We start from the raw sequence: 25,284 nt of genomic DNA on the forward strand, positions 1-25,284 counted from the left end.
AGTAGTCCGTTATGGTGTGGCAAGCTTAGTTTTGATGAACACTGATGTGCTGTACGGTTTGCTCTGCAAGTTCGCGCGCTTGATCTGTGGTTTCTGCACGTGCTGTTGCAACCCCCATACGGCGGCGTTTAAAACCTTCGGGCTTGCCGAAGAGGCGTAAATCAGTATTTGGGTTTGCCAAAGCAAGATTTAAGCCAGAAAACGATAAATTCGTGTCATCTACACCCGCATAAATCACTGCGCTGGCTGCAGTGCTGTGGCGCGCAGTATTCACAGGTAAGCCTAAGATTGCACGCGCATGCAATTCAAATTCACTTTGGAATTGAGACGCAAGCGTGACAAGGCCTGTATCGTGCGGGCGAGGAGATACTTCACTAAACCATACTTTGTCGCCTTTGACAAATAGTTCAACGCCGAAAATTCCGCATCCGCCCAATGCCACGGTGACTTTATTGGCAATGCGTTTGGATTCTTCTAAAGCGGCAGGCGTCATGGCTTGAGGCTGCCAGCTTTCGACATAGTCGCCGGAGTCCTGTCTGTGGCCAATCGGGTCACAGAATGAGGTTTCGATTACACCTGTTTCCGAATTTTTTGCACGGACTGTCAGCAGCGTAATTTCAAAATCAAAATCAATTTTCGACTCTACAATGACTTTGCCTTGATTGACGCGGCCGCCTGTTTGCGCATAGTCCCATGCGGCATCGACCTCGGCAAAACTTTTTACACGGGACTGGCCTTTGCCAGAAGAGGACATGACGGGTTTGACAAAGTTTGGATAGCCAATGTCATCGCAGGCCGCACGGAAAGATTCTAAAGAGTCTGCAAAGCGGTAAGCAGAGGTCGGCAGCCCCAGTTCTTCTGCGGCTAAACGGCGGATGCCTTCACGGTTCATAGTCAAATTAACGGCTTTAGCGGAAGGAATAACCGTGGCGATATTCTGCTCTTCAATTTCCACCAGAACTTGCGTTGCAATCGCTTCAATTTCAGGAACAATGAGATTCGGCTGAATTTGCTTAATCAGCTGTTTTAATTCTTCGGCATCGGCCATGTTCAAAGTGTGGGAAAAATGTGCAACTTGCATCGCAGGCGCGTGATCATAACGGTCGGCAGCATGAACTTCTACACCTAAACGCTGCAAAGAAATCACGACTTCTTTACCCAGTTCGCCAGAGCCTAAAAGTAGAACCTTAAAAGCAGAAGATTGAAGTGGGGTACCAATAGTCACGCTCATGTGAGTCATCCATGCTTGATTTTATGGCCTTTTAGCATAGCAGAACTTGCTGAAGAGATAAGGGCTGGTTCATATAAATAAGTGATATTGTCCAACAATTTTATTTATATCTTTAAGTGCAAGTGCTGATGCCGCTATTGATGAGTGGGAAGTACAAGAAATTAGCAGTATTTAATTGTTTTTGTTTAAATTAATTCTAAAAATTCCTGCATTTTGTACAGATGCAGGCAAGCCTTCAATGTCTAAATTTGAACATTGAAGTGCACAGAGCTGTTCAGCTGTTTTGCGGAAGTTCGGCCAGTATAACAACCAAACCAATGGGGCGGCACATAAGCTTAAGATCAATATGATTGAAACTAATATCGTAGAAAAATAAAGCGTATCGGCCATCACGCTGATAAAATGAAATGAAGTATTTTGCCATGCGCTGAAACTGAAAACACAAAAAAGAAAAATGAGTATGAAGCCCATTAGCTGTATGAGATTTATCCATAGCTTGCGCCAAGAAATTTGAGGGTATAACTGCCGTTTTGGATGTAAATGCAAGATATGCTGTGTGCTGTTATACAAACCAATAATGTTCTTTTTCTGATTATTTTCGATATAAATAGCGCGAATTTGATCTGCTGGACGGCAATGCAGTCCACAGAAATTTCCATTGAACATTTGATTTTGTATTAAACACTCAAAATAAATGCTGTTTACAGGCTTTTGCAGTCCCCAGCTCAGTGTAGATGAGCGTCTAGAATGTATAAAAATTTTACCTTGAATAAAGTGGTATTTCGGCATCTATCTGCTTTATCTGAGTTTTTTCATGTGCTGACTATCTCATATTTGCAAAAAATAAAATAGTGCAGGCTGATGAAGTCTGCGAATGAATAATTTCAGAGATAAAAATATTCGGGGAAATGGGACTTAGACTTAAAAATGAAAAGGCACGTAGGTATACACCAAGCCATAAGTCAGGGCTGCTGTCAGTGTAGCGGGTACAATTTTCTTAAATTTGAAATACAGCCCAGTCAGCACAATGAACCCCATCAGCATGGCAAAGCTTTTGTTTGGAGTTTCCAGCAACGGCGGCAAAGTGGCGACAACCAGCATAGAACTGATGGCGGCAATACCGATAGCGCCTAGCGCGATTTTAATCCACAGCGCGCCGCGGTTTTGAGAACCTTGCTGAAACTTTTGAATGAAATAAAACGGGCCAAAGCGCGAAGCGAAATTGGCAATGCCGACCACGATGCCGACTAAAATAATTTCCCAGCTCATCTTAGCCTCCAATATGCTCAGGGTCTGGCTGTTTTAAGACGTAATGCTTGAACAGGCCGGCAAGAATGCCTGAGGAAATGCCAATAAAAATAGCCGCAGACAGGTCGATAAAGTAACAGGCAATGGCTGAAACCAGAATGGTAATGGCTACGATAAAGCTGTGCTTTTTCTCAAAGGCGGCCAATAAGAAACTGAGGAACAGCGCAGGCAATAAGAAGTCCAATGCAGCTTGAAGAAACTGCGGCAGGTTGCTGACCTGATCGGCAAATAAGCCGCCTAAAAATGAACCCAATGCCCAAGACATCCAGCTGAATAGGCTGAGTCCCAGCATCCATGACTCAGACCATTCCTGACGGCGCTGAGACAATTTAATCATGCCGGAAGCAAAGACTTCATCGGTTAAGCCCCAAGCCCAGACCGCGGTTTTTTTTAGGTTTAAGCGGTCTTGAATAAGGTTTTGCAAGGCGGGGCCATACAGCAGATGGCGGATATCCAATGCAATGACAGTCAAGGCGGTCATCCAAATAGATATGCCGCTGCCGAGCAGCGCAACCACTAAAAACTGGCTGGCGCCTGCATACATGGAGCAGGACAGGAATAGCGCTTCCCATGCGCTGAAGCCGAATTGCGTTGCAGATACGCCAAAGGCAAAAGAAACAGGAAGATAGGTAAAAATAATGGCTTGGCTGTCTTTAGCGCCTTGCCAAAATCCAGCGGGCTGTACTGGAGAGGGGTTGTACTCTGACACGACACACCTTAGCGGGAGAGTTGATCAATAGGTCAAATAAGATTGTGTATTGTAGCTGAATTTACTAGCATAGTGCCGAAATGTTTGTATGAGTGAACTTAAGATGTTCAGCTTTACTTCGAATGCTTTGAAAGCAGTCATTTTGGCCAGCAGTGCGCTGTTATTGCAAGCCTGCGGCAAGCCGTCAGATCAGGCTGAAGAAAAGGTCGTGATTAAGCCTGCGCCAAAGCTCAGCAACGATGCAACGACTTATGCAAATGAGGCGTGGAAATTCATTAACCAAGTCGACGGGCTGGTTTACAGCAAGAAGATTGATCAGCTGGAAGAGCAAGTCCGTAAGCCGGCCCGCAAGCTGAGCACAGATTGGCGCATTAATGTCAAAATGACGGATTCGGTGACTGAAGGCAAATATGCGCTTTGCCGTAAAGCGCTGACCAGTTTGGAGATTTGGGCGCGTGAAACGATCAGCCAGTCTGATACGGCGGCACAAAAGCAGGCGGATTATGAACGGGATAAAAAGCAGTGTCAGGGTGCAATTGAAAACCCGGACTTAGGCAATACTGATCCGAAAAAAGTAGGCGTTTGAGTTGTTTTTCAGGCCGCAAAGGCAGTTGCATTGCGGCCTTTTTTGCATAATAGTGAAAAATTAAATCCATAGAAACAGGTAATAATTAAATCAAAAATCTCATTTCAAAAGATTCTTTTATTTTTATTTAATAAGTCTTGCATCTTAATGGCGGTGGCCGACTTGTTTGTCTACAGTTTCTTTATCTTTTTGTTATTAATTAACATATTGATTTAATTTGATAAAAATATTAATCATGGTTTGATTGTTATTTTTTTAATATTTAAAAACGCTGAATAATATAAAAATACAATAACATTATAAAAAATGAGAATTATCTCTATTTGATAAATTGTGTGAAAATAGCCTCATTGAAAGATAAGTTGTATCCGTAAATTTAAAGAAGATGAATAGGTGATTAAGATGAAAAAAGCATTAATGATGTTATCTGTATGTGCCGTAATGACTGCAGCTGTAAACGTACAAGCAAATACAAAAGTTCAAGCGGATTCCAGCGCTCAAGAAGTTGCGGCATGCACAAATGGTTTTGATAGTGTGGATGTGTGCAAATTATTGTCTTAAACGCTTCATGTAAAATATTGACAACAAAAGCACTGATTTGAATCATAAAAATAAAACGACCTGAAATAGCGCAATAAACTGCACCGCAATTGCCCGCTGAGGCATTGATCAAATTTCTGTTTGAGGAAATGCATGCGCAATTCGATGCAGCAGTACAGTATCCAAAATCTCTATCTTGCGAAAAGCGACTTTCAGTACGCCAAGCCTTTCCAGTTCCTGCAATTCTTGATTGACGGTTTGTCTTGAACACACCAGCAGCTGCGCCAGCTGTTCTTGAGACAAATGAATGCAGTGCTGTTCGATCTCGATATGGTTGCCATAGCCGTTTAAAATAAACAGCAGGCGCTGCGCTAAACGCTGTGTGATATTTTGCGTTTGAATGGAAATTAATTCCAAAAATGCAAAACGCAGTTTTTGGCTGGTCAGCTGCGCGATATGAAACCAAAATTGCGGATACGCGCTCACCAGCTGTTGAATGCTGCTGCTGGGTAAATGCAGGATTGCGGACTTTTGCATGGCAATCGCATCATGCGAGCGGGGCTGCTGATCAACCAGTGAGATTTCCCCAAACCACATAATCGGCTCTGCAATTGCGGCCAAGGCTTCTTTGCCATGAATATCAATATAGCCTAAGCGTACAGCACCTTCTAAAACCGCATAAATCCCGTTAAAGCTGTCGCCGGACAAGAAGATGCTTTGGTCTTTTTGCACGTGCTGCAGGCGGGCATGTTCTAAAATATAGTGCTGATAAGCCGGACTGAGCTGTGCATACCAAAAATTGTTCTTTAAATGCGGTAAATATTGCGGGTCGAGCATTGCGGTTATTCCATTTATATTTTAGATGCAGTTGTCGGCTGAGCGACATCTTGCTCATCACTATTCTTATATAGTGAAAGCATATTCGGTACAAGGATGCATCATCATGACTAAACTCGAACAGCTGCTGAGCCAGTATGCGGCTTATCATTTGGACCATAAAAATATTCTGAGCCATTTTATTGGGATTCCCCTCATCGTTTTTTCTATCATGTGTTTAACGGCTCGGGCGGGTGTGATGCTGTCTGGCTTTGAATTAACGCTGGCCTTGGTGATTATGGCCATCACCATTATTTATTATTTAAGTTTGGATAAAATTTTCGGACTGATTATGCTGGCTGTTTTTGCCTTGGCTTATCCGCTGGCGTATTCAATTGCGCAATGGACACTGGCGGCATGGCTGCTTGCCAGCATTGGATTTTTTGTTGTCGGCTGGATTATTCAGTTTGTCGGGCATTTTTATGAAAAGAAAAAACCTGCGTTTATGGATGATGTGATTGGTTTGGCTATAGGGCCGTTATTTGTTTTGGCGGAAATGGTGTTTATGCTGGGCTTTAGAAAAGATATAGAGCAGCGCATGCTGCAGGAAGCGAGAAAGCAGCGGGAAGCGATGGATGCAAAAGCGGGGCAGCATATTTCTGCGCATTAAAATATCGCGCTAACGATGAATGAGATGACTTACTAAAATTTATTGCTGGAAATCACATATTAAAAAGCCAGTCAATGACCGGCTTTTTAGGCTAGAAATTATTAAGATTTAACGGGTTTCATATCCTTCTGCATATGCTGAGCATCTACTTTGGCTTTGCTGGCTGAGGTTTTGGCCTTATTGGCTTCCATTTTTGCCGCTTTGGTTTCTGCGGCTGCTTTTGCATTTTCCTGTGATGCTTTTTTCACGTCTTTGTGCATTGCAGCAGTGCGGTGCTGTTCAGCTTTTCCTGCTTCATGTTTTGCCTTTGTTGCATGCTGCTGAGCTTGGCTTGCTTCATGTTTCGTTGCTTGTGCTTGATGTTTAACTGTTGCAGCGGCTACACATTTTCCGCCTTTATGATTGGAGCCTGTGCCGCCAGTCAATGCCGTGCCTTGGGGGCAGGCAAATGCGGTGGCGCTTAACATGCTGAAAATGCCTGCTGCTAGCATTGTGCTGATTTTTTTCATTATTCTATCTCCGGATATGGAAAGTATGAGCTGGCTTGAGTGCCTGATTATTAAATTAAACCTGTTGCTTAAGACATTAAGCTGCAGCTGTGTAGGTAAAAAGCTGTGGAGTTTTATGGCTTTGTTTTATGTTATTGCGCTTAAGGCTGGCTTCATTATTTTTATATTTAATGTGCAGAGATCTGCCGAATCTGCTCAAAAAGCATTAAGCCCCGAATTTTCGGGGCTTAATGAATAGCTGGCGATGTCTAGCGCTGCAGGCTGACAGCTTAAAACTTATACGTTAAAGCGGAAGTGCAGTACGTCACCGTCTTGAACGATGTAAGTTTTACCTTCTAAACGCCATTTTCCAGCTTCTTTCGCGCCAGCTTCACCGTTGTATTGAACAAAGTCATCATAAGCTACGCATTCAGCGCGGATGAAGCCTTTTTCAAAGTCAGTATGAATCACACCAGCGGCTTGCGGTGCAGTCGCGCCAATTTTAACTGTCCAAGCGCGGACTTCCTGTACGCCGGCCGTGAAATACGTTTGCAGGCCAAGTAAGCCATAGCCTGCACGGATCACCACGTTTAAGCCTGGCTCTTCCATGCCTAGCGCTTCTAGGAATTCGGCACGGTCTTCATCTTCAAGCAATGAAATTTCGGCTTCAATTTGGTTGCATAGCGGCACGACAATCGCATTTTCTTCTGCAGCCAGTTTTTGAACTGCTTCTAGGTGCGGGTTGTTTTCAAAACCGTCTTCTGCCACGTTGGCGATGTACATGGTCGGCTTTAAAGTCATTAGGCCAAAACCGCGTACCAGCTTGCGCTCATCATCATCTAAATCCGCAGCGCGGGCAGGTTTGCCTTCTTCAAGAAAAGGTAGAATTTTGTCTAAAACTGCTTTAGTGGCAATGGCGTCTTTGTCGCCGCCTTTTGCAGATTTAGCTAAACGTGTGATTGCTTTAGTGATGGTATCTAAGTCAGCCAAAGCAAGTTCAGTGTTGATGGTTGCAATATCATCCAGCGGGTCAATTTTACCGTTAACGTGAATGACGTTTTCATCTTCAAAGCAGCGTACAACGTGAGCAATTGCGTCAGTTTCACGGATGTTGGCAAGGAATTGGTTGCCTAGGCCTTCGCCTTTAGATGCGCCAGCGACAAGGCCTGCGATGTCTACGAATTCCATGGCGGTTGGAATCACGCGTTGCGGTTTAACAATTTCAGTGAGTTTGTCTAAACGCTGATCCGGCACAGGAACAATGCCTGTGTTTGGTTCAATCGTACAGAACGGGAAGTTTTCAGCAGCAATAGCAGCTTTAGTTAAAGCATTGAAAAGTGTAGATTTACCAACGTTCGGCAAGCCGACAATACCGCAATTAAAACCCATGAAATGACTCACACAGTGTTATATATGAAAATTGCCGATGATTTTACATGAAAGCCATGACAAAGTCATGGCTTGGATGTGCTGTGGCAAAAAGCCGATGGTTTAAGCGGAGCTAAATTTTGCGTTTATCGAAGTGTGCAGAAATTGTGTCGCCTGCGGCCTGTATCAGCATCACTAAAACAACTAAGACTGCAATGACTGCCAGCATGATCTGCATATCAAAGCGCTGGTAGCCGTAACGGTAAGCAATATCGCCCAAACCGCCTGCGCCAATTGCGCCTGCAATTGCGGATGAGTTGATCATGGTGACCAGAGTGACGGTAAATCCTGCGACAATACCGGGCAGCGCTTCCGGCAGCAGTACGTGCCAAATAATCTGCTTGCGGTTGCATCCAATGGCTTGCGCCGCTTCTATCAGGCCATGATCAACTTCACGCAGGCTCACTTCCGCAATACGAGCGAAAAATGGAGTGGCTGCTAAAGTCAGCGGCACCACAGCTGCCCAAACACCATAACTGGTGCCGACAATCCAGCGCGTGAGCGGAATCAGCGCGACCATTAAAATTAAAAACGGCACAGAGCGGGTCACATTCACCGCCCAGCCTAGAGTTTGATGAATACTTTTCGCTGGGTAAATGCCTTGCGCGGATGTGCTGACGAGTATGACCGCCATGGGCAAGCCGATTAAAAAAGCCAGCAGGGCAGAGGAACCCACCATCAGTAAGGTATCTATGGTTCCGGTCAGGAGCAAGTCAATGAGCTGATTTTGCATAGCCTAGCACCTCCAGCTGCGCGATATAGGGTTTAAGTTTTGAAGATAATTGTGTGCAGTCGAATTCTGTTTTCGCAAAGGCAATGATGAATGAACCGATGAGATGATGCTGAATGGTATCGACATGACTTTGCAGCAGATAGGCCGGCGCATCAAACTGATCAAAAACGGCTTTCAGATCCGGCGCATGGTTCAGTGCAGATTCATAACGCAGTTTGATAATGCTGTATGCACTGTCCGTTTGCGGTTGCGCCGTATACTGTATAGGCAGCTCAAGCTGTTCCAGATTCAGCAGTTCCTGCGTGATTTTTTGCTGCGGTGAAGAAAAAACAGACCAGACTTGACCGGATTCTACAATTTCCCCGCGGTCAATGACTACGACTTGATCGCAGATTTCGCGGATCACCTGCATTTCATGCGTAATTAAAACAATGGTGATTCCGAGCTTTTGGTTGATCTCTTTGAGCAGAGACAGCACCACTGAGGTACTCTCTGGATCAAGCGCAGAAGTGGCTTCATCACAGAGCAGAACTTCGGGGTGATGCACCAGCGCACGGGCAATGCCGACACGCTGTTTCTGACCGCCGGACAGCTGAGAAGGGTAGTTCTCGGCTTTATTGCTTAGGCCAACCAGCTGCAAGACTTCTGTTACCCGCGCATCAATTTGATCCTTCGGGTAGGAGGCAACTTTTAACGGCAGCGCGACATTTTCATAGACTGTTTTTGCGGACATTAAATTGAAGTGCTGAAAGATCATGCCGGTTTTTTGACGCAGCTGAATTAATTCAGCATGATTCAGTTTGGCTAAATTCTGCTGATAAATGTGAATACTGCCGTCACTGACACTTTCCAGACCATTTAATGTGCGGATTAGGGAGGATTTGCCTGCGCCGCTTTTGCCGATAATGCCGAAAATTTTGCCTTGGGGAATATCCAAATTGATATTTTTCAGCGCATGCACCTGTGTGCCTTGCACTTCATAATATTTATTCAGCTCACGGATTTTGATGTGCGGCACAGAAAAATCGATGCTGGAACCAAAACTGACCATCATAATGCTCCTTATTTCCAGCCTTCAAACCACATGCCTTTGCCGAAGTCACGGTCCAAAATCTCTTTTACTTTTGCTGAGTTTTGGAAGGTGCTGACGAATGCAGCCAGTTTTTGATTTTCATCTGCATAGTCTTTACGGGTGACAAAAAGGATGGCGTATTTTTTATCAATCGGGTCTAAAAACAGCGCGCTGTGCGGATCTGCTTTTTTTGCCATGTTCAGGTAGTGCGGAAAGCCGAAAATCAGATCGGCATCGTCATATGCCAAAGCAGTCTGCGGGCCTTCGACTTCAATGAACTGCAGCTGTTTCGGGTTTGAGACAATATCTGCAAGCGTAGACAGTTCATTGTTGATGTCTTTAAGCTGAATCAGCCCTGCGCGCTGCATTAGAATCAATGCCCGGGCAGAATTGACAGGATCGCTGGGAATGACCGCACGCGCTTTTTGCGGTAAGTCATTCAGTGATTTGTATTGCTTAGAATACAGGCCAACATGGCTTCCGCTGCCGGCTGCAAAAGCATGCAGGTCATAATCGGTCTGTTTCACTGCATTGGCTAAAAAGACACTTTGCTGGAAAAAGTTGGCATCAATATCTCCATTTTGCACAGCAACATTCGGCGCTTGCCAGTCCGAAAACTCCACAAGCTGGACATGAATGCCTTGCTGTTTCAAATCATCCGCCACGCTTTGCAGCAGTTCAGCATAAGGCGGGCTGATGCCGATTTTCAGGGTTTGATGTGCTGTGTTTTGAGTTGACCAGCGGTATACGCTCAAGCTAATCACAAGGACCGCCGCCGTGAGGGCGATGATCCAAATTTTACGGTTTTTGCTAAAGCTGTTTGGCATGATGATTCCTTATTTCCAGCCTGGGAACCAAAGCTTCGCGCCAAAATCTGTGTCTAAAGCCTGTTTTACTTTTGGTGAGTTCTGGTAGATCTCTACAAATTTTCTGAGCTTGCCATTGGGGTCTTGGTAGTCGTCACGGACGGCAAATAAAATCGCGAAACGCTTGTCGGTATTCGAGTCAAACAGCAAAGCGCTTTCTGGGTCAGCTGTTTTGGCCAAACGTAAATAATGCGGATAGCCAAAAGCTAGGTCGGCATCGTCGATGGCGCGGGCAGTTTGAGGGCCCTCAACTTCAATAAACTGCAATTTTTTCGGGTTTTCAGCAATATCATTGAGCGCGGATAAAAAATTATCCGGCTGTTTTAAGGTAATCAGTTTGGCTTGCTGCAGCAGCTGCAAGGCGCGGCCTTGGTTGACCGGATCATTTGGAACCACCACTTTGGCATGGTCTTTTAATTCATCAAAACTTTTGATTTTTTTAGAATACAGGCCGACATGTGTGGCTGCACCGACATCAAAGGCTTTAATTTTGAAATCCGTCTGTTTTTTGGCATTGTCTAAAAATGGCTGATGCTGGAAAAAATTCGCATCTATATCGCCATGATTTAAGGTAATGTTTGGAGTGTTCCAGTCAGAGAATTCCACCAGCTTTACATTAACGCCTTGCGCCTTGGCTTCTTCTGCTGCCACTTGTAAAGGTTTGGCAAAGGATGGGCTGATGCCAATGACCAGTTCATCGCCCGCTGTTTTTTTCTGCTGATTCCAAAGGACCAGTCCAATAATAAAAACTGCGGCGATTGCACCGATCAGGGTTAATTTTGATTTTGAGCTAAGCGCCATATATTTCTCTTTAAAATTTAAATCATTTTGATGGATTGAATAGCGGACAGTCTGCGCAATTTAAGCCGATTGCTGCTGCTGGCCTGAATGGGGCTCGGTATGGTCCAAACGGTATTGAGCGGCGGGGTGCTGTGCCGTCAAGCGGTCTCCAGTCTGGAACAGCTTGTTGCGTAGGCTCCCTGCTGTGTACGCTGTTTTATAGCGCCCGCGCTGCTGCAGCTCAGGAATGACCAAGCGGATAAAATCCTGATGAGATTCTGGCGCAACTGTGCGGGTTAAATTAAAGCCGTCTACACCGGTTTCATCTAATAGCGAAATAAGCTGTTCAGCGACAGACGCGCCGCTGCCGATGATCAGCGGATAGCGTCCGCCCAGCTGCAGCTGCGCTTTTAAATCATTAGGTGTGATTTGCTGTTCTTTGAACTTGCTATTGACGGAGGCGATGCTGTTGGTTTTTTGATAAGGGATGGCTTCATCATCGGCAAATTTGCTGAGATCCATGCCTACTGAACTGGAGAAATGCGCCAAACCGGCTTCAGGGCTGGCATAGCGGGCATATTCCGCTAATTTTTCTTGTGCCAGCTCGTCAGTTTCTGCCGTGACTACACTGATGCCGACAAACAGTTTGATGGCATGCGGGTCACGGCCTTGTTCCCGCGCTTGAGCGCGGATTTTATCTACCTGCTGCTTAATTTTTTCAGGCTTGTCCGCGCCAATAAACATGCCTTCAGCATGCTGCGTGGCAAAAGTGAGGCCGCGTTTGGATGCTCCTGCCTGATACAGCACAGGCGTGCGCTGAATAGATGGCGAGACTTGGAAAACGCCTTGGCTTTGGTAAAACTGACCTTGATGATGGATGGCATGCACTTTTGCAGGATCTGAAAAAATGCGGTTGGCTTTATCTTTCAGTACAGCATCATCTTCCCAAGACCCTTCCCAGAATTTATAGCAAAGTTCTAAAAATTCTTCGGCCTGACTGTAACGCAAGTCATGATCTTTTAAGCCAGTTTGTCCAATCAGCCGCTCAGCGCTGTCTAAGTAGCCCGTGACAATATTCCAGCCTATGCGGCCTTGGGTTAAGTGATCTAAGCTGGCAAAGCGCCGGGCAAACTGATAAGGCGGTTCATAGCTCAAATTTACAGTTATGCCAAAGCCCAAATGTTCTGTAACTGCCGCCATTGCAGAAACCAGGGTGCTTGGATCATGGCTGGGCAGCTGAATGGATTCTTTTAACGTTAAGTCAATATTGCCCTGATAAACGTCATATACGCCGGTAATGTCGGCAATGAATAAACCGTCAAACAAGCCTTGTTCTAAAGTTTTGGCTAAATCTGTCCAGTAGCTGAGTTCATTGAAACGGTGCGACTGATCTCGCGGATGTGTCCATAGGCCATGGTTGATATGGCCCGCACAGTTCATGTCAAAAGCATTCAGAATAATTTGTTTAGGCGGGTTCTGCGTGTCTGTTTTTATATTTGTCATTACAATGTCCCTCGGCGTGGAGGCAGAACACCATTCAGCAGGTAATTGGCAATGAAATAGTATTTCCAGCGTGAAGCATCGTGCAGGGTATGCACGCGGGCATTGCGCCAAAAGCGGTCTAGGCCGTCTGCGCGCTGGCTGCCGCGGCTGCCAGCCAATTCAATCAGTTTGGATGATGCTTTGAGTGCGGTTTCTGTGCTGTGCGCGCGGACTTTGGCAACATCTAAAGACGCTTTGGCAATGTTCGCTGCTGTCGGCAGCGGACGCGCCGCATCAATAGAGCGTGCTGCCTGTTTCAGCAGAACTTCACTGGCGCGGACATCGGCAATGATGCGCCCCAATTCAAATTTGGTCAGCGGGTCATCGCTTGCGCGTTCTGCACCTGAGTCAATCCATGGGCGCGCTTGACGGACACGGACTAGCGTTTCTTCAAAAGCGGCTCTCGCGATACCGGTTTCAATCGCAGCATGCATAATTTGCGCAAATGGCCCAACCAAAGTCGGTTGTGAAAAAGCGGCATCAAATGGAATGACATCTTCAGTTGAAACAGCAACATTTTTAAATTTCACCGTGCCGCTGCCTGTAGTGCGCTGACCAAAACCAGACCAGTCATCTGTCAGTTCCAAACCTTGGCTGCTGCGCGGGATGAAAGCTAAGAATTCATGGCCCTCAGCATCCTTCACCAAGGTTGGAATGCGGTGTGCAAATAAGCTGCCTGTGCAATAAAATTTTTCGCCATTCACTTCAAAGCCATCTGCTTTTGGCGCAATAGCGGTTTGTTTCAGAGATGCGCTTTTGGTTTTGAATTCAGCCAAAGCATTGCCAAAACGCGCGCCTTGCAGCACTTCTGTATAAAGCTTTTGTTTTTGCTGCTGTGTACCTGTATTGCGCAAGACTTCCAGCGCATAAAAATGGTTTTGCGGAATTTGACCAATCGAACCGTCTGCACCGCTCATGAGGGCAATGATTTGAGCCACGGTATAGCTGGAAACATCCGCTCCGCCATATTCTTTGGGCACGGTAATAGCCCATAGCCCAGACTGGCTGTAGGCTTCAATTTCTTCAAACGGCAATACACGCTGCGCATCACGGGCAACAGCCGTCTGCTTGAATTGTTCTGCTAAATTCAGGGCAATTTCTAAAGCTTCAGCATCGGACTGGATGATATGCGCATGCGCCAGATGCGCATCGGATTTAAAAGGCGCAATATTTTGATAAGATGTCATGATGTTCTCCTTAAATCCAAGCGTGGCGGGCAGGCAGGGTATTGTTGAGGTAATAGTCGCCAAGAGCATGCAGTTTCCAGCGGATTGGGTCATGCAGCGTATGTACGCGGGCATTGCGCCAATGCTGGTCAAAATTGTGCACGCTTAAACTGGAGCGGCTGCCGCCCAGTTCCAGCAGTTTTTCAGAAATATGCAGGGCGGCATCATTGGCATAGACTTTGGCTTCGGCCACTAAAATAGACGCTTGAGCCGCTTGCTGTTCTGTCACTGTATCCAGCTGATCTAATTCATCTAAATATTCGGCCGCCTCATCAAGAAGTAAGATGGCAGCATCCAGCAGCACAGCAGATTTTCCGACTTCCTGCAGGGTATATGGTTCTTCGCTGGCTTTTTCTACCTGAGCATCTGCAATTGGACGGGCTTTTTGGACAGCTGTGAGGGTGTCGGCAAAAGCGGCTTCGGCAATGCCGACATCAATTGCAACCTGCAGCAATTGAGAGTAAGCGCCACGGTAGCTGGGCTGTGCGGTTAATATGCGTTCATCAAAAATTAGAAATGGATCAATTTCTACGTGATTTAACTTTACTGTGCCGCTGGATGTTGTGCGCTGGCCAAAGCCGTCCCAGTTATCGATGATTTCAATGCCTTGCGTTTGGCTGTCAATCACAGCTAAAACGACATGGCCTTCCGGATGAACCGCTTTGATAGCCAGCCAATGCGCAAAGCTGCTGCCGGTTGAATAGAATTTTTCACCATCAATGAAATAACGGCCATTTTCTACTTTTAGTGTAGTCGAAAGCGTTTTTGTATCTTTGGTATTGCGTTCAGGCCCGCCATTAGCAAGGCGTTTCCCGTTTAAAATCTCATTAAAAATAAACGTTTTTTGTTCATGCGTACCCATGATGTTAATCATATTAAGCAGGGCAATTTGGTTTTGCGGAATTTGACCTACACTGGAATCAGCTTTATTTAAAATGCGGAATACGTGTGCAAGGGTTTTATTTGAAATAAACGCGCCGCCAAATTTTTTTGGAATACGCATACCGCCTAAGCCCTTGGCGCTGAACAGTTCAATTTCAGCAAAAGGCAGCTGGCGGTGTTGATCACGCTGATTGCGGCCTTCCAATGCAAAATCTGCAACATGGTACGCTGCAGTGACAGCATCTTGGTCGCTTTCGATAATATGAATATTTTCAGCAGTTAAACGAGACATAATGACACCTGTACTTGATATCAAAACGCTAACCGCTGAGCGTGAAAAAATTAAATGACAGATTCAGATTTCAATATGCAAAATTATCTTTTAAACAATTACTGATTTATATGTCTTGTATTTTTATAAGTTAACACTATGAATCAGCATTATTTTTTTGAAATTTTACGAATGGATCAACTGCCCATATATCTATAAATAAGATATGAATGCGTGAAATATATATAAATGTGCATTGGATAAAGATGTGCAAAGATTTAATTTTGGGTAAAAAGTTCATTGTTTTTATAGATCGGTGTGTCTAAAGTATCCAACTAAAATACTTGGCATTGCCGAGTTGAGTAAAACAATAAATTCGGAGCATTTATGCGTACGTTATACCAGTTTCCGTTATCACATTTTTGTGAAAAGGCTCGCTGGATGCTGGATCACAAAGAACTGGAATATACCGCTCATAATTTGATGCCTGGCGTGCATCGAGCATTTGCGCAATTGAAAACTGGGCAGAATAAATTGCCGATACTGCGCGATCAAGAACAATGGATTGCAGATTCTACGCAAATCGCTTTGTATTTAGATGATCAATATCCAGAGCATTCGCTGCTGCGCGCAGACGCAGACCTTCGCCAGCAGGCGCTGGAAATAGATCAGCTGTCGGTAGAACTCGGACGTCATGTCAGACGCTGGGCGCTTTCGCATGTGCTGGCAGAAAGTGAAGAATTCTTAGATATTTTGATTGGTGAAAAAGGCTATTTGCGCCAATTCGAGAAATATTCAAAGCCGATCATCAAGGCGCTGGTTTCAAAGGGCTATCAATTAGAGTCAGAAAAAGTAGAGCAATCTAAAATAGCCATGCAGGAAATTATCGAAGAATTGAATAGACGGTTAATTCAGCACGGCTGCCGTTATTTTGTCGGTGACCGTTTAGGATTGGCCGATATTGCTGTGTGTTCTATGCTGGCGCCTATTTTGGAAATTGCAGGAACGCCATGGGAAAAAGAACATTCAGAAAATTTATCAGAGGATTTTAAAGCCTATAAAGCGTATTTGATGGAGCTGCCCTTAGGGCAATATGTGCTGCGGATTTACCAAACAGAGCGCAATTCACGGGTGGATTGGCGCGGTGTTTGAGCATAAATCCTTTTGACAATGAATTAGATTGAGGGCGCAGCCTGTACACTGTTTAAGGCAGGGTAAAAGAAAAAATATTTCAAAAATGATTGCAAATATTGCATATATTTTTTATATATGATGAATATGTGAAAAATATTTTTTAAATTTCGCAGGCTGAGTCGAACTGTACAATGTTGAATGAAAGCGCAAAATGTACAGCACCGGATGATACTGCACGTCATAAAATCATGCTGAATCAGTAAAATAACAGCTCAAAGCAGGAGATGAAGTGAAAATGGAACTGGACCGTTTTGATAAGCAAATATTGGAGATTTTGACTCATGAAGATTTGAATCTGAATGAGCTGTCAGAGCGAATTAATCTTTCAGTCAGTTCTGTGCATAGACGAATTAAACACTTAATTGACCACGCTATTATCACGGGCTTGAAACGCGATATAAATTATCAAAAACTCGGTTTTAGCCTGCATGTTATTTTACAGGTATCCCTCAGTAAACATGATACAGATACCTTCGCTAAATTTTTAGAAGAGCTGGAAAATATACCCGAAGTTATTAACGCGTTCCTTGTGACGGGGCAATCTGCTGACTTTTTAGTGGAGGTGGTTGCCCGCGATATGGAAAATTACAGTGAAATTCTACTCAAACGCATTGGTAAAATTGAACATGTCGTTGCGCTGCATTCAAGCTTCGTCATTAAGGAATATAACCAGGTTTTCAATTGCAGAGGGCTGCTGAGCAAAGTTTAATAAATAGATAACTGCTCAATTTTTTCAGGGCAGAGCTTTAACAGGATGTAAAGCAAATATAATTTGCATGAAAATTAAAGCATAAAAAACGCGCCGTTGGGCGCGTTTTTTATTTAGAGAGCAATTTACTCATCTAATTGAGCCAACACTTCTTCTGTGAATTCTACGTTTGTATAGACGTTTTGAACATCGTCCAGATCTTCAAACATATCAATCATTTTCACGATTTTCTTCGCTTGTTCAACATCTGAAATTAAAGCTTTCGTTGAAGGGTTCATCACAACTTCAGCATTATCAGATTTTAAACCTGCAGCTGTCAGTGCATCCTGAACATCACCAAAGCTTTCTGGTGTGGTGATGACTAAAATTTCTTCTTCATCGACTTCAATGTCTTCAGCACCGGCTTCTAAAGCGATGTCCATGATTTTATCTTCTAAAGAAACATCTTCAAAAGTAATTTCACCGCGTTTAGTAAACATGTAAGCCACGGAACCCGCAGTGCCCAGATTGCCGTCGGTTTTCGAGAAACAATGACGGACATCAGGTACAGTACGGTTTAAGTTATCAGTCATTGTTTCGATAATAACTGCAACACCGCCAACGCCATAACCTTCGTAAGTCACTTCTTTTAAATCAGCATTTTCTTCACCGCCGACACCGCGCTGAATTGCACGGTTAATGGTGTCACGTGTCATATTTGCAACTAACGCTTTCTCGACCACAGCACGTAAACGCGGGTTAGATGCAACGTCACCGCCGCCTAAACGGGCAGCTGTAACAATTTCACGAATGAATTTTGTGAATACTTTAGCGCGGCTCGCATCTTGTTTTGCTTTACGATGCTTTGTGTTTGCCCACTTGGAATGACCCGCCATGCGAAATATGCTCCTTGTAGATAGGCTGTATGCCATATCAAATTGTCACAATTCTACCATAAGCCCTTTTTTTTGATAAAGAGCTAGCTTTTGAGTTTTTAGACAATCATTGCTGATTTTTAGGTTCTGGAATCACAATATCCAGTCCGACGTTTTCTTTATACATCTTTTTCATCAATGCCAAGTCGTGATCGAGATACGTTGGATAAATTTTTCCAAAGATGCCGCCTTGCTTGGTTTTTGAGTTGGCGTACATTAAAACTATAGGAACACCGGCCGCTTTCGCAATATGCCAAAATCCGGTTCGAATCGGTCTACGCGCTTCTCCGCGTTCTGCACGTGTAGCCTCAGGCGCAATGACCAGATTGAACTTCTCATTGTTCTCGAAGTGTTCAACCATTTGAGACACGATATCTTTACTTGATTTTCGGTCAACTGGAATACCGCCGATGGCGTTTAAAATTGGCTTTAAAGGCCCTTTAAACAGTTCTTTTTTAATGAGCGTATGAATTTTAAGGTCATAAATTTGGAAGAGGGCAAGTGAGAGTACTGCATCCATCATCGATGTATGTTCAAAGCCGACAATGACTTGTTTATTTTCAAGCACATCCGGCTTAACTTCATAAGTCCAGCCAGCTAATTTAAATGAGGTTTCACCAAGGAATTTTTTCAACATACAAAATTATAGTTTCTGCAAAAATAATCTTCGCTAATTTCTGCTTGTTTAGGGGGACAGTCAATAGGCAATTTGCTAATGCAGACAAATAAAATACATTTGCGCTTTTATTGACTTTATAGGGCAGAAGCGCTGAAGTTGACTAAGACTTTAAAACGATAACTCAGCTTTTATTGATATAAAATTAATATCAATAAATAGAAAAAGAGTATTAAAAAAACCAATTTAATGGCTATTCAGACAGCATAAATCTTATTAGACTTTTGTCGTAGGCTTAAAAATTAAGCTGTGTGTTTTTGTGCAATGGATATTCTGCTGAGGCCGTAACGAATGATTTATATTACTGCATTTTTATTTGCATCAATAATCTTTGCTTTAGTGGTTCTATGGTCATTGGCTGAGCTTTATGCAGAGTCCAAAAAGCAAGAACAGTTTGATCTATAAGTAAGCATTTCAATCCATTAAGTTTAAGACCTCATTATTTATTCCTCATAATTATTGATTTTTAAACTTTTATTTATATGCTGAATGATATGTGAAAAGTATTAAAAAAGTTGATCTATCGCCATTGCGACACTGAGTTTAGGGCTAATATTTTTATTATTTGCTGTGTTTTTCATCATAATTGTATTCATTTTAAACAAGTATACTCATCAGTTACTGAATATTCATTGATGCCTGTTTTTGAATTGTTGCGTTAATGTGCAAGCAGTCTTAAAAGTGCTTGTGTTTTGAAATAATCTCCGATAGTATTCTTTTCGCTTAAACTTGTTGATATATAACAATTTCAGCACTATATAGGGCCTATAGCTCAGTTGGTTAGAGCAGCGGACTCATAATCCGTTGGTCCACAGTTCAAGTCTGTGTGGGCCCACCAAATTCAACCTCATAACTCTTTGAGTTATGAGGTTTTTTTAATGACTGCTATTTTTAGGCCATTGGAATTTGCGGCCTATTTTTTTATGGTCCATTAGTTTGATCGTCCGATGGGTGATGCGAAATTCGCTCTACATAACGCCTACTTTTTCTCCTTTCATTATTTTCAAGCAGTCTGCTTTCCACGTATGAAGTGGCAAAGATATTTCACCATATGAATCACATATGGTGGCGCTTGGTACGTGGAAAATTTTTGCTTGGAGGGAAGATTGAATTTTTATGAAATGAGTTTTCCCCCTAGAGGTCTAGGGGAAACGTGTATGCAGTGGACGAGTTGTTAGATATAAATCTTTTGCGTCTGTGCTTTAGAGGCCAGTGTAAAACCTAGCAATAACGTTTTTGGTTTTCATTACTAGCGCATTCATCAAACTAGCCAGCTCATTAAGCGCAGCGGCTTTGCCAATACGCATTGGCATAATTCGATGGGTTCTGACGGTTGAGTACCTGACTGATATTGCGGCTGGCCTGCATCAAGGCATCCAGATGCAAACCGGTTTCAAAGCCCATTCTAGACAGTAAATAGTACAAGTCTTCAGTTGATACATTGCCAGAAGCGCCTTTGGCATAAGGGCAGCCACCCAGTCCGGCTATAGAGGCATCGAAAACTCTGATGCCTTGTTGTAAGGATTGATAGATATTGGCAATGGCCATGCCGTACGTATTATGGAAATGGCCAGCTAAAATTTGCGGGTCTAGTTCTGCAAGACAGGCATCCCAAACTTTTTTAACACGGTCAGGCGTAGCTGTACCAATGGTTTCCCCCAAGGAAACTTCATAGCAACCCATGTCAAATAAGCGCTTAGTCACGTAGGCGACTTGCTGCGAGTCAATTGCACCTTCATAAGGACAGTCTACAATGCAGGAAACATAGCCGCGGACTTTCACATCATTGGCTTTTGCTGCTGCCATGACATCAGCAAATTTTTCAAAACTTTCATCGATCGAACAATTGATATTTTTTCGGGTGAAACTTTCAGAAGCTGCGGTAAATACCGCAACCTCCTTGCAGCCGACAGCCAAAGCGGATTCAAAGCCTTTGATATTGGGTGTGAGCAGGCTAAATTGAATGTCAGGGGATTGCGGCAGTTGAGCAAACAACTCATCGCTATTTGCCATTTGCGGCACCCATTTTGCCGAAACGCAGGAACCGACTTCAATGTGTTGCAATCCCGTTTTCATTAGGTCTAAAACCAGATTTTTACGGTCGTTGAGGGTTAAGAGTATCTTTTCATTTTGAAGTCCATCACGCGGGCCGACCTCAACGATTTTGACGAATTCATTCATGCAACGTCCTCCGTTAATGCCTGAAATTCAACCAGCTCATCACCGGCTTTAACCAGATCACCGGGCTGGAAGTAAGCACTTGCCACAATGCCGTCATGCGGTGCGCGTATTGAATATTCAATTTTCATAGCTTCAAGGGTCAGCAGCACATCGTCTTTTTTCACTTGGTCATTGGCTGTGACAAAGACCTGAGTAATGACTCCCGGCATCGGTGCTTTGAGGTTCGCTTCAGTATCTGCACCGTCATCTTGATTAAAACGTATTTTTACTGGATCAAATTTAAAACTTTGCCCATTCTTAAATAGGGTTAGGCCTTCATCATTTTTGCTAAATGCAATTTTGTCCTGCTGACCATTCATATTGATATGGAGGGTATTTTTATCCGCCAATTTCCCAGAAATCTGATAAGTCTGCCCTAGATATTCTGCGCGGTATCCTGTCCCTTGCGCAGTGAATTTCACTGTTTTTAGCTGATCATCCAGCAGTAATTTCACGGGATACGTTTGGCTGATGTTTAAACGCCATAAGGCATCAGATTGCCATACAGGATTATTGGCTGTTTTATTGACGGAAAAACGGCTGAGTAAATCTGTAAATGCAGCTGCAACAATAAGTTCTGGATGAGCTTGCTCTTTTACCGTGAGCAGCACGTTTTCTTCACGTTGAATCAGACTGGTATCGAGATTGGCGGTTTTAAATGATTCACACAAAATAATTCGGTCAAGGAAAGCAATATTGTTCCCTAGCCCTTCTACATGGAATTGACCAAGCGCATGATGCATTTGTACCAAAGCCGCCTCGCGGTTTTTGCCCCACACAATGAGTTTTGCAATCATCGGGTCATAGTAGGTGGTGATTTCATCGCCTTCAACAATACCGCTGTCTACACGGACAAATTGGTTTTGTGCTGGGTAATGCAAGTAGTTAATTTTACCAATGGCTGGTAAAAAGCCTTTTTCAGGCTCTTCGGCATAGACCCGGGCTTCAATGGCATGACCATGAATACTGAGCTGGTGCTGCTGTTTGGGTAATGCTTCACCAAAGGCGACTCGCAATTGCCATTCAACTAAATCTTCACCGGTGATCATTTCTGTCACTGGGTGTTCAACCTGCAGGCGGGTGTTCATTTCCATGAAGTAGGCAGTACCATCTTGTTCCACAATGAACTCGACCGTACCCGCACCGACATAGTCAACTGCGCGGGCAGCATCAATTGCAGCTTGGCGCATCGCCTCAAGTTTGACCTCCGGCATTTTCGGTGCAGGCGCTTCTTCCAGCACTTTTTGATGGCGGCGCTGTACCGAGCAATCACGTTCAAATAAATGCACATAATTGCCGTGGGTATCGCCAAAAACTTGCACTTCAATATGGCGTGGCTGTAAGACATAACGTTCAACCAGCACATCATCATTACCGAAACTGGATTTGGCTTCACTTTTACAGGAGGACAGTGAACTTAAAAAATCTTCACTGCGTTCGACCAGCCGCATGCCTTTACCGCCGCCACCTGCACTGGCTTTAATCAGCACAGGATAGCCAATACCATCGGCTTGCTGTTTTAAAAAGTCAGGATCCTGATTTGTTCCATGATAGCCCGGTGTTAACGGAACGCCGGCCTTTTCCATCAATGCTTTAGAGGTTGCCTTTAAGCCCATCGCCAAAATGGCATCAACCGGTGGACCAATAAAGGTAATATTGTTTTTTTGGCAAGCCAATGCAAATTGGTCATTTTCAGAAAGAAAGCCATAGCCTGGATGAATGGCTTGCGCGCCTGTATCTAAGGCAGCCTGAATAATTCGGTCAATTTGCAGGTAACTTTGTGCAGCAGGGGATTCGCCAATATAAATGGCTTCATCTGCTTGTTTGACATGCTGCGATTGTGCATCTGCATCTGAATAAACGGCTACAGTGGCAATACCCAGTTTTTGGGCTGTACGAATTACACGGCAGGCAATTTCGCCGCGGTTTGCAATCAGAATCTTTTCAAACATAGTATTGTCCTTATTGTTGTTATGCCGTGGTCTTAATCCAAGAGGGGCTTTGTTTGTTTAAGAAGGCGGTCAGGCCGCTTTTCGCCTCAATTCCTTGGCGTATATGGGCAATGTGCTGTGCGGTTTGAATCAGCAATTCTTCGTTGAGCACGTGTTGATCGACCAGTTGGATCAGTTGCTTGGATGATGCTTGAGCATTTGGGCCACCCAATAAAATAGCTTGAACAATGTCATCAATTTTGGCATCTAGCTGATCTGGTGCAGTCACTTCATGTACAAGGCCAAGGGTTAAAGCTTGTTCGGCTGAAATCCGCTCTGCGGTCAGAAAATAGCGTGATGCCTGACGTGCACTGATTGCGCGGATGACATATGGGCTAATGGTTGATGGTGCTAAACCCAGCCGAACTTCTGAGGTCGCAAATTTGGCATCGGTACTGGCAACACAAATGTCGCATGCCGAAGCTAAGCCCATACCGCCACCAAAGGCAATGCCATGCACACGGGCAATCGTTGGCTGTTTCAGTGTCGCCAGACTTTGCAGCATTTTGGCCAGTTTCAAGGCATCAGCTTGGTTTTCTTCTGCTGAGGCTTCACCTTGTGCTTTCATCCAGTTGAGGTCTGCGCCCGCTGAAAAACTTTTGCCGCGGCCCGCGAGGATCACCACGCGAATATCATCCTGCGCATTGATTGCCTGAAAGCAGGTATGCAGCTCTTCAATTACTTGGGTATTGAAGGCATTGTGCAATTCCGCACGATTAATCCACACCGTTGCGACTTGTGCATCCTGTTCGATTTGTAAAAATTGATAGGTCATACTGATCACTCCTTACATACGGAACACGCCGAATTTGGTTTCTTTCACAGGTGCATTCATTGCTGCCGCAAGGCTCAATCCCAATACTTGACGAGACTGGGCTGGATCAATCACACCGTCATCCCACAAACGGGCAGAAGCATAATAAGGGTGACCTTGGCGGTCATACTGTTGGCGAATCGGCTGCTTGAATTGATCTTCTTGCTCGGCTGACCAAGACTCGCCTTTGGCTTCAATCTGATCGCGTTTTAAGGTGGAGAGTACGCTGGCAGCTTGTTCACCGCCCATCACTGAAATACGTGAGTTTGGCCAAGTCCATAAGAAGCGTGGAGAATAGGCCCGGCCGCACATACCATAATTTCCTGCACCGAAAGAGCCGCCAATCACCAGCGTGAGTTTAGGGACATTGGCCGTTGCCACGGCCATCACCAATTTGGCGCCATTTTTGGCGATACCTTCATTTTCATATTGGCGGCCTACCATGAAGCCAGTGATGTTTTGCAGAAAAAGCAGGGGAATATTGCGCTGCGTACATAGCTCAATAAAATGCGCGCCTTTTTGTGCCGACTCTGAAAACAGAATGCCGTTGTTGGCAATAATACCGACAGGCATGCCATACAGTTTGGCAAAACCGGTGATTAAAGTTGTACCAAAACGGGCCTTAAATTCATCCAAACGTGAACCATCTACGATGCGGGCAATCACTTCACGAATATCAAAAGGCTTGCGCGCGTCGCTGGGTACAACGCCATACAGTTCTTGTGCATCAAATAATGGGGCTTCAATATTATCTGCAGTTTGATTGGCTGCCTTGTTTAGGTTAGCGACAATATTGCGTGCAATTGCAATCGCATGTTCATCATTTTCAGCAAGGTGATCTGCAACCCCAGAAAGACGGGTATGCACATCACCGCCGCCCAAATCTTCCGCTGTCACTACTTCCCCTGTGGCTGCTTTAACCAAAGGCGGGCCACCGAGGAAAATTGTCCCTTGATTGCGGACAATAATGGTTTCATCAGACATGGCCGGAACGTATGCACCACCTGCGGTACAGCTGCCCATTACCACTGCAATTTGCGCAATGCCCATACTCGACATGCGCGCTTGATTGTAAAAAATTCGGCCAAAATGGTCGCGGTCAGGGAATACTTCATCCTGCATAGGCAAGTAAGCGCCGCCTGAATCAACCAAGTAAATACATGGAAGATGGTTTTGTTCAGCAATTTCCTGAGCGCGTAAATGCTTTTTGACGGTCAGCGGATAGTATGTACCGCCTTTTACCGTGGCATCATTGGCCACAATCATGCAGCTCACGCCATTGACCTGACCAATGCCTGCCACTACACCGGCCGCAGGAATATCATCGGGATATACACCTTGCGCAGCCAGTTGACCTATTTCCAAAAAAGCCGTTCCAGTATCCACCAGCTGATCAATACGGTCACGTGCCAGTAATTTGCCGCGGGCCAAATGTTTTTGACGAGCGCTTTCACCGCCGCCCAGTGCAATCTGCTGCGCTTTTTGTCTTAAGTCGTCGACCAATAACTGCATGGCCGCTTGATTGGTTTTAAACTCTTCGCTGCGGACATTAATTTTGCTTTGTAATTGATTCATGGCATCCATTCCTGTTCTTCTTCTGATGTAAGGCGATTAGGCC

The 25,284-nt window shown here is 44.5% G+C and carries 25 protein-coding genes and 1 tRNA gene; 6 read left to right on the top strand and 20 right to left on the bottom strand.

Annotated elements, in window-relative coordinates; all coding sequences use genetic code 11:
- Nucleotides 1-25: 25 nt before the first annotated feature.
- The 4 genes from purT to AZH43_RS14055 all read right to left on the bottom strand — a co-directional run bounded on the left by purT (nt 26) and on the right by AZH43_RS14055 (nt 3,248).
- Nucleotides 26-1,240, bottom strand: coding sequence for a formate-dependent phosphoribosylglycinamide formyltransferase (gene purT, locus AZH43_RS14040; RefSeq protein ID WP_171254476.1), 1,215 nt, complete (start codon nt 1,238-1,240; stop codon nt 26-28).
- A gap of 265 nt (nt 1,241-1,505) precedes the next feature.
- Nucleotides 1,506-1,724 carry a hypothetical protein gene (locus AZH43_RS18470; RefSeq protein ID WP_131796937.1) on the bottom strand — a complete coding sequence of 73 codons (219 nt, stop codon included), beginning with the start codon at nt 1,722-1,724 and terminating at the stop codon, nt 1,506-1,508.
- Nucleotides 1,725-2,152: 428 nt separating this feature from the next.
- Nucleotides 2,153-2,500 carry an L-valine transporter subunit YgaH gene (ygaH, locus tag AZH43_RS14050; RefSeq protein WP_067670760.1) on the bottom strand — a complete coding sequence of 116 codons (348 nt, stop codon included), beginning with the start codon at nt 2,498-2,500 and terminating at the stop codon, nt 2,153-2,155.
- A gap of 1 nt (nt 2,501) precedes the next feature.
- Nucleotides 2,502-3,248: an AzlC family ABC transporter permease gene (locus tag AZH43_RS14055; RefSeq protein WP_067670762.1), complete on the bottom strand. Its 747-nt coding sequence runs from the start codon at nt 3,246-3,248 to the stop codon at nt 2,502-2,504.
- A gap of 103 nt (nt 3,249-3,351) precedes the next feature.
- On the opposite strand from AZH43_RS14055, the gene AZH43_RS14060 reads away from it, so the two are divergent.
- Together AZH43_RS14060 and AZH43_RS14065 are read left to right on the top strand one after the other, a co-directional pair.
- Nucleotides 3,352-3,834 (top strand): hypothetical protein, encoded by a 483-nt coding sequence (locus AZH43_RS14060; protein ID WP_067670764.1) that lies wholly within the window; start codon nt 3,352-3,354, stop codon nt 3,832-3,834.
- A gap of 402 nt (nt 3,835-4,236) precedes the next feature.
- On the top strand, nt 4,237-4,395 hold the full coding sequence (locus tag AZH43_RS14065; RefSeq protein WP_227509822.1) for a hypothetical protein: 159 nt from the start codon (nt 4,237-4,239) through the stop codon (nt 4,393-4,395).
- A gap of 108 nt (nt 4,396-4,503) precedes the next feature.
- Here AZH43_RS14065 and AZH43_RS14070 read toward each other — a convergent pair whose 3' ends face one another.
- Nucleotides 4,504-5,211: a Crp/Fnr family transcriptional regulator gene (locus AZH43_RS14070; RefSeq protein WP_067670766.1), complete on the bottom strand. Its 708-nt coding sequence runs from the start codon at nt 5,209-5,211 to the stop codon at nt 4,504-4,506.
- A gap of 106 nt (nt 5,212-5,317) precedes the next feature.
- Here AZH43_RS14070 and AZH43_RS14075 point away from each other — a divergent pair, with 106 nt between their 5' ends.
- Nucleotides 5,318-5,860, top strand: a complete 543-nt coding sequence (locus AZH43_RS14075; protein ID WP_067670768.1) for an Mpo1 family 2-hydroxy fatty acid dioxygenase — start codon at nt 5,318-5,320, stop codon at nt 5,858-5,860.
- A 101-nt stretch (nt 5,861-5,961) separates the two neighbouring features.
- Here AZH43_RS14075 and AZH43_RS14080 read toward each other — a convergent pair whose 3' ends face one another.
- The 9 genes from AZH43_RS14080 to AZH43_RS14125 form a co-directional block, all read right to left on the bottom strand.
- Nucleotides 5,962-6,369 (bottom strand): hypothetical protein, encoded by a 408-nt coding sequence (locus AZH43_RS14080; RefSeq protein WP_067670770.1) that lies wholly within the window; start codon nt 6,367-6,369, stop codon nt 5,962-5,964.
- A gap of 276 nt (nt 6,370-6,645) precedes the next feature.
- Entirely contained in the window at nt 6,646-7,737 is a 1,092-nt protein-coding gene (ychF, locus tag AZH43_RS14090) for a redox-regulated ATPase YchF (protein WP_067670774.1), read from the bottom strand.
- 112 nt (nt 7,738-7,849) lie between these two features.
- The gene (locus AZH43_RS14095; RefSeq protein ID WP_067670776.1) at nt 7,850-8,509 is read right to left on the bottom strand and encodes a methionine ABC transporter permease; all 660 of its coding nucleotides are present in this window, start codon (nt 8,507-8,509) and stop codon (nt 7,850-7,852) included.
- Nucleotides 8,490-9,560, bottom strand: coding sequence for a methionine ABC transporter ATP-binding protein (locus tag AZH43_RS14100; RefSeq protein WP_067670778.1), 1,071 nt, complete (start codon nt 9,558-9,560; stop codon nt 8,490-8,492). Before AZH43_RS14100 ends, AZH43_RS14095 begins: the two co-directional genes overlap by 20 nt.
- A gap of 11 nt (nt 9,561-9,571) precedes the next feature.
- Nucleotides 9,572-10,408 (bottom strand): MetQ/NlpA family ABC transporter substrate-binding protein, encoded by an 837-nt coding sequence (locus AZH43_RS14105; protein WP_067670780.1) that lies wholly within the window; start codon nt 10,406-10,408, stop codon nt 9,572-9,574.
- Nucleotides 10,409-10,417: 9 nt separating this feature from the next.
- A complete protein-coding gene (locus AZH43_RS14110; protein ID WP_067670782.1) occupies nt 10,418-11,248 on the bottom strand; it encodes a MetQ/NlpA family ABC transporter substrate-binding protein in 831 nt (276 codons plus the stop codon).
- 60 nt (nt 11,249-11,308) lie between these two features.
- Entirely contained in the window at nt 11,309-12,730 is a 1,422-nt protein-coding gene (locus AZH43_RS14115) for an LLM class flavin-dependent oxidoreductase (protein ID WP_067670784.1), read from the bottom strand.
- Nucleotides 12,730-13,956, bottom strand: a complete 1,227-nt coding sequence (locus tag AZH43_RS14120; protein ID WP_067670786.1) for an SfnB family sulfur acquisition oxidoreductase — start codon at nt 13,954-13,956, stop codon at nt 12,730-12,732. The genes AZH43_RS14115 and AZH43_RS14120 overlap by 1 nt, the downstream gene beginning before the upstream one ends.
- A gap of 10 nt (nt 13,957-13,966) precedes the next feature.
- Nucleotides 13,967-15,169, bottom strand: a complete 1,203-nt coding sequence (locus AZH43_RS14125; protein WP_067670788.1) for an SfnB family sulfur acquisition oxidoreductase — start codon at nt 15,167-15,169, stop codon at nt 13,967-13,969.
- A 366-nt stretch (nt 15,170-15,535) separates the two neighbouring features.
- Between AZH43_RS14125 and AZH43_RS14130 the strand changes: the two genes are divergently transcribed.
- Nucleotides 15,536-16,300, top strand: a complete 765-nt coding sequence (locus tag AZH43_RS14130) for a glutathione S-transferase family protein (protein WP_067670790.1) — start codon at nt 15,536-15,538, stop codon at nt 16,298-16,300.
- Nucleotides 16,301-16,577: 277 nt separating this feature from the next.
- Nucleotides 16,578-17,051 (top strand): Lrp/AsnC family transcriptional regulator, encoded by a 474-nt coding sequence (locus tag AZH43_RS14135; RefSeq protein WP_067670792.1) that lies wholly within the window; start codon nt 16,578-16,580, stop codon nt 17,049-17,051.
- A gap of 125 nt (nt 17,052-17,176) precedes the next feature.
- Here AZH43_RS14135 and AZH43_RS14140 read toward each other — a convergent pair whose 3' ends face one another.
- Together AZH43_RS14140 and AZH43_RS14145 are read right to left on the bottom strand one after the other, a co-directional pair.
- On the bottom strand, nt 17,177-17,926 hold the full coding sequence (locus AZH43_RS14140) for a YebC/PmpR family DNA-binding transcriptional regulator (protein WP_067670794.1): 750 nt from the start codon (nt 17,924-17,926) through the stop codon (nt 17,177-17,179).
- A gap of 106 nt (nt 17,927-18,032) precedes the next feature.
- Complete coding sequence (locus tag AZH43_RS14145) at nt 18,033-18,602, bottom strand: 1-acyl-sn-glycerol-3-phosphate acyltransferase (protein ID WP_067670796.1); 570 nt, start codon at nt 18,600-18,602, stop codon at nt 18,033-18,035.
- Between the two features lie 800 nt (nt 18,603-19,402).
- On the opposite strand from AZH43_RS14145, the gene AZH43_RS14150 reads away from it, so the two are divergent.
- Nucleotides 19,403-19,479 (top strand) — tRNA-Ile (locus AZH43_RS14150).
- A gap of 440 nt (nt 19,480-19,919) precedes the next feature.
- Here the strand turns inward: AZH43_RS14150 and AZH43_RS14155 are convergent.
- The 4 genes from AZH43_RS14155 to AZH43_RS14170 are packed head-to-tail and all read right to left on the bottom strand — an operon-like array spanning nt 19,920 to nt 25,241.
- A complete protein-coding gene (locus AZH43_RS14155) occupies nt 19,920-20,822 on the bottom strand; it encodes a hydroxymethylglutaryl-CoA lyase (RefSeq protein WP_067670798.1) in 903 nt (300 codons plus the stop codon).
- Entirely contained in the window at nt 20,819-22,813 is a 1,995-nt protein-coding gene (locus AZH43_RS14160) for an acetyl/propionyl/methylcrotonyl-CoA carboxylase subunit alpha (protein ID WP_067670800.1), read from the bottom strand. The genes AZH43_RS14155 and AZH43_RS14160 overlap by 4 nt, the downstream gene beginning before the upstream one ends.
- 19 nt (nt 22,814-22,832) lie before the next feature.
- Nucleotides 22,833-23,627 carry an enoyl-CoA hydratase/isomerase family protein gene (locus AZH43_RS14165; RefSeq protein WP_067670802.1) on the bottom strand — a complete coding sequence of 265 codons (795 nt, stop codon included), beginning with the start codon at nt 23,625-23,627 and terminating at the stop codon, nt 22,833-22,835.
- Nucleotides 23,628-23,639: 12 nt separating this feature from the next.
- On the bottom strand, nt 23,640-25,241 hold the full coding sequence (locus AZH43_RS14170) for a carboxyl transferase domain-containing protein (protein WP_067670822.1): 1,602 nt from the start codon (nt 25,239-25,241) through the stop codon (nt 23,640-23,642).
- Nucleotides 25,242-25,284: the final 43 nt, after the last annotated feature.

The organism is Acinetobacter pragensis (assembly GCF_001605895.1).
Classification (GTDB): domain Bacteria; phylum Pseudomonadota; class Gammaproteobacteria; order Pseudomonadales; family Moraxellaceae; genus Acinetobacter; species Acinetobacter pragensis.

Excerpts from the sequence above, each read along its gene's own strand:
- AZH43_RS14060 (WP_067670764.1), top strand. The coding sequence starts at position 3,352 with ATGTTCAGCTTTACTTCGAATGCTTTGAAAGCAGTCATTTTGGCCAGC.
- AZH43_RS14115 (WP_067670784.1), bottom strand. The coding sequence starts at position 12,730 with ATGACAAATATAAAAACAGACACGCAGAACCCGCCTAAACAAATTATT.
- AZH43_RS14070 (WP_067670766.1), bottom strand. The coding sequence starts at position 5,211 with ATGCTCGACCCGCAATATTTACCGCATTTAAAGAACAATTTTTGGTAT.
- AZH43_RS14125 (WP_067670788.1), bottom strand. The coding sequence starts at position 15,169 with ATGTCTCGTTTAACTGCTGAAAATATTCATATTATCGAAAGCGACCAA.
- AZH43_RS14080 (WP_067670770.1), bottom strand. The coding sequence starts at position 6,369 with ATGAAAAAAATCAGCACAATGCTAGCAGCAGGCATTTTCAGCATGTTA.
- AZH43_RS14145 (WP_067670796.1), bottom strand. The coding sequence starts at position 18,602 with ATGTTGAAAAAATTCCTTGGTGAAACCTCATTTAAATTAGCTGGCTGG.
- AZH43_RS14170 (WP_067670822.1), bottom strand. The coding sequence starts at position 25,241 with ATGAATCAATTACAAAGCAAAATTAATGTCCGCAGCGAAGAGTTTAAA.
- AZH43_RS14140 (WP_067670794.1), bottom strand. The coding sequence starts at position 17,926 with ATGGCGGGTCATTCCAAGTGGGCAAACACAAAGCATCGTAAAGCAAAA.
- AZH43_RS14110 (WP_067670782.1), bottom strand. The coding sequence starts at position 11,248 with ATGGCGCTTAGCTCAAAATCAAAATTAACCCTGATCGGTGCAATCGCC.
- AZH43_RS14065 (WP_227509822.1), top strand. The coding sequence starts at position 4,237 with ATGAAAAAAGCATTAATGATGTTATCTGTATGTGCCGTAATGACTGCA.
- AZH43_RS14130 (WP_067670790.1), top strand. The coding sequence starts at position 15,536 with ATGCGTACGTTATACCAGTTTCCGTTATCACATTTTTGTGAAAAGGCT.
- AZH43_RS14155 (WP_067670798.1), bottom strand. The coding sequence starts at position 20,822 with ATGAATGAATTCGTCAAAATCGTTGAGGTCGGCCCGCGTGATGGACTT.
- AZH43_RS14135 (WP_067670792.1), top strand. The coding sequence starts at position 16,578 with ATGGAACTGGACCGTTTTGATAAGCAAATATTGGAGATTTTGACTCAT.
- AZH43_RS14105 (WP_067670780.1), bottom strand. The coding sequence starts at position 10,408 with ATGCCAAACAGCTTTAGCAAAAACCGTAAAATTTGGATCATCGCCCTC.
- purT (WP_171254476.1), bottom strand. The coding sequence starts at position 1,240 with ATGACTCACATGAGCGTGACTATTGGTACCCCACTTCAATCTTCTGCT.
- AZH43_RS14100 (WP_067670778.1), bottom strand. The coding sequence starts at position 9,560 with ATGGTCAGTTTTGGTTCCAGCATCGATTTTTCTGTGCCGCACATCAAA.
- ygaH (WP_067670760.1), bottom strand. The coding sequence starts at position 2,500 with ATGAGCTGGGAAATTATTTTAGTCGGCATCGTGGTCGGCATTGCCAAT.
- ychF (WP_067670774.1), bottom strand. The coding sequence starts at position 7,737 with ATGGGTTTTAATTGCGGTATTGTCGGCTTGCCGAACGTTGGTAAATCT.
- AZH43_RS14095 (WP_067670776.1), bottom strand. The coding sequence starts at position 8,509 with ATGCAAAATCAGCTCATTGACTTGCTCCTGACCGGAACCATAGATACC.
- AZH43_RS14075 (WP_067670768.1), top strand. The coding sequence starts at position 5,318 with ATGACTAAACTCGAACAGCTGCTGAGCCAGTATGCGGCTTATCATTTG.
- AZH43_RS18470 (WP_131796937.1), bottom strand. The coding sequence starts at position 1,724 with ATGGATAAATCTCATACAGCTAATGGGCTTCATACTCATTTTTCTTTT.
- AZH43_RS14120 (WP_067670786.1), bottom strand. The coding sequence starts at position 13,956 with ATGACATCTTATCAAAATATTGCGCCTTTTAAATCCGATGCGCATCTG.
- AZH43_RS14165 (WP_067670802.1), bottom strand. The coding sequence starts at position 23,627 with ATGACCTATCAATTTTTACAAATCGAACAGGATGCACAAGTCGCAACG.
- AZH43_RS14160 (WP_067670800.1), bottom strand. The coding sequence starts at position 22,813 with ATGTTTGAAAAGATTCTGATTGCAAACCGCGGCGAAATTGCCTGCCGT.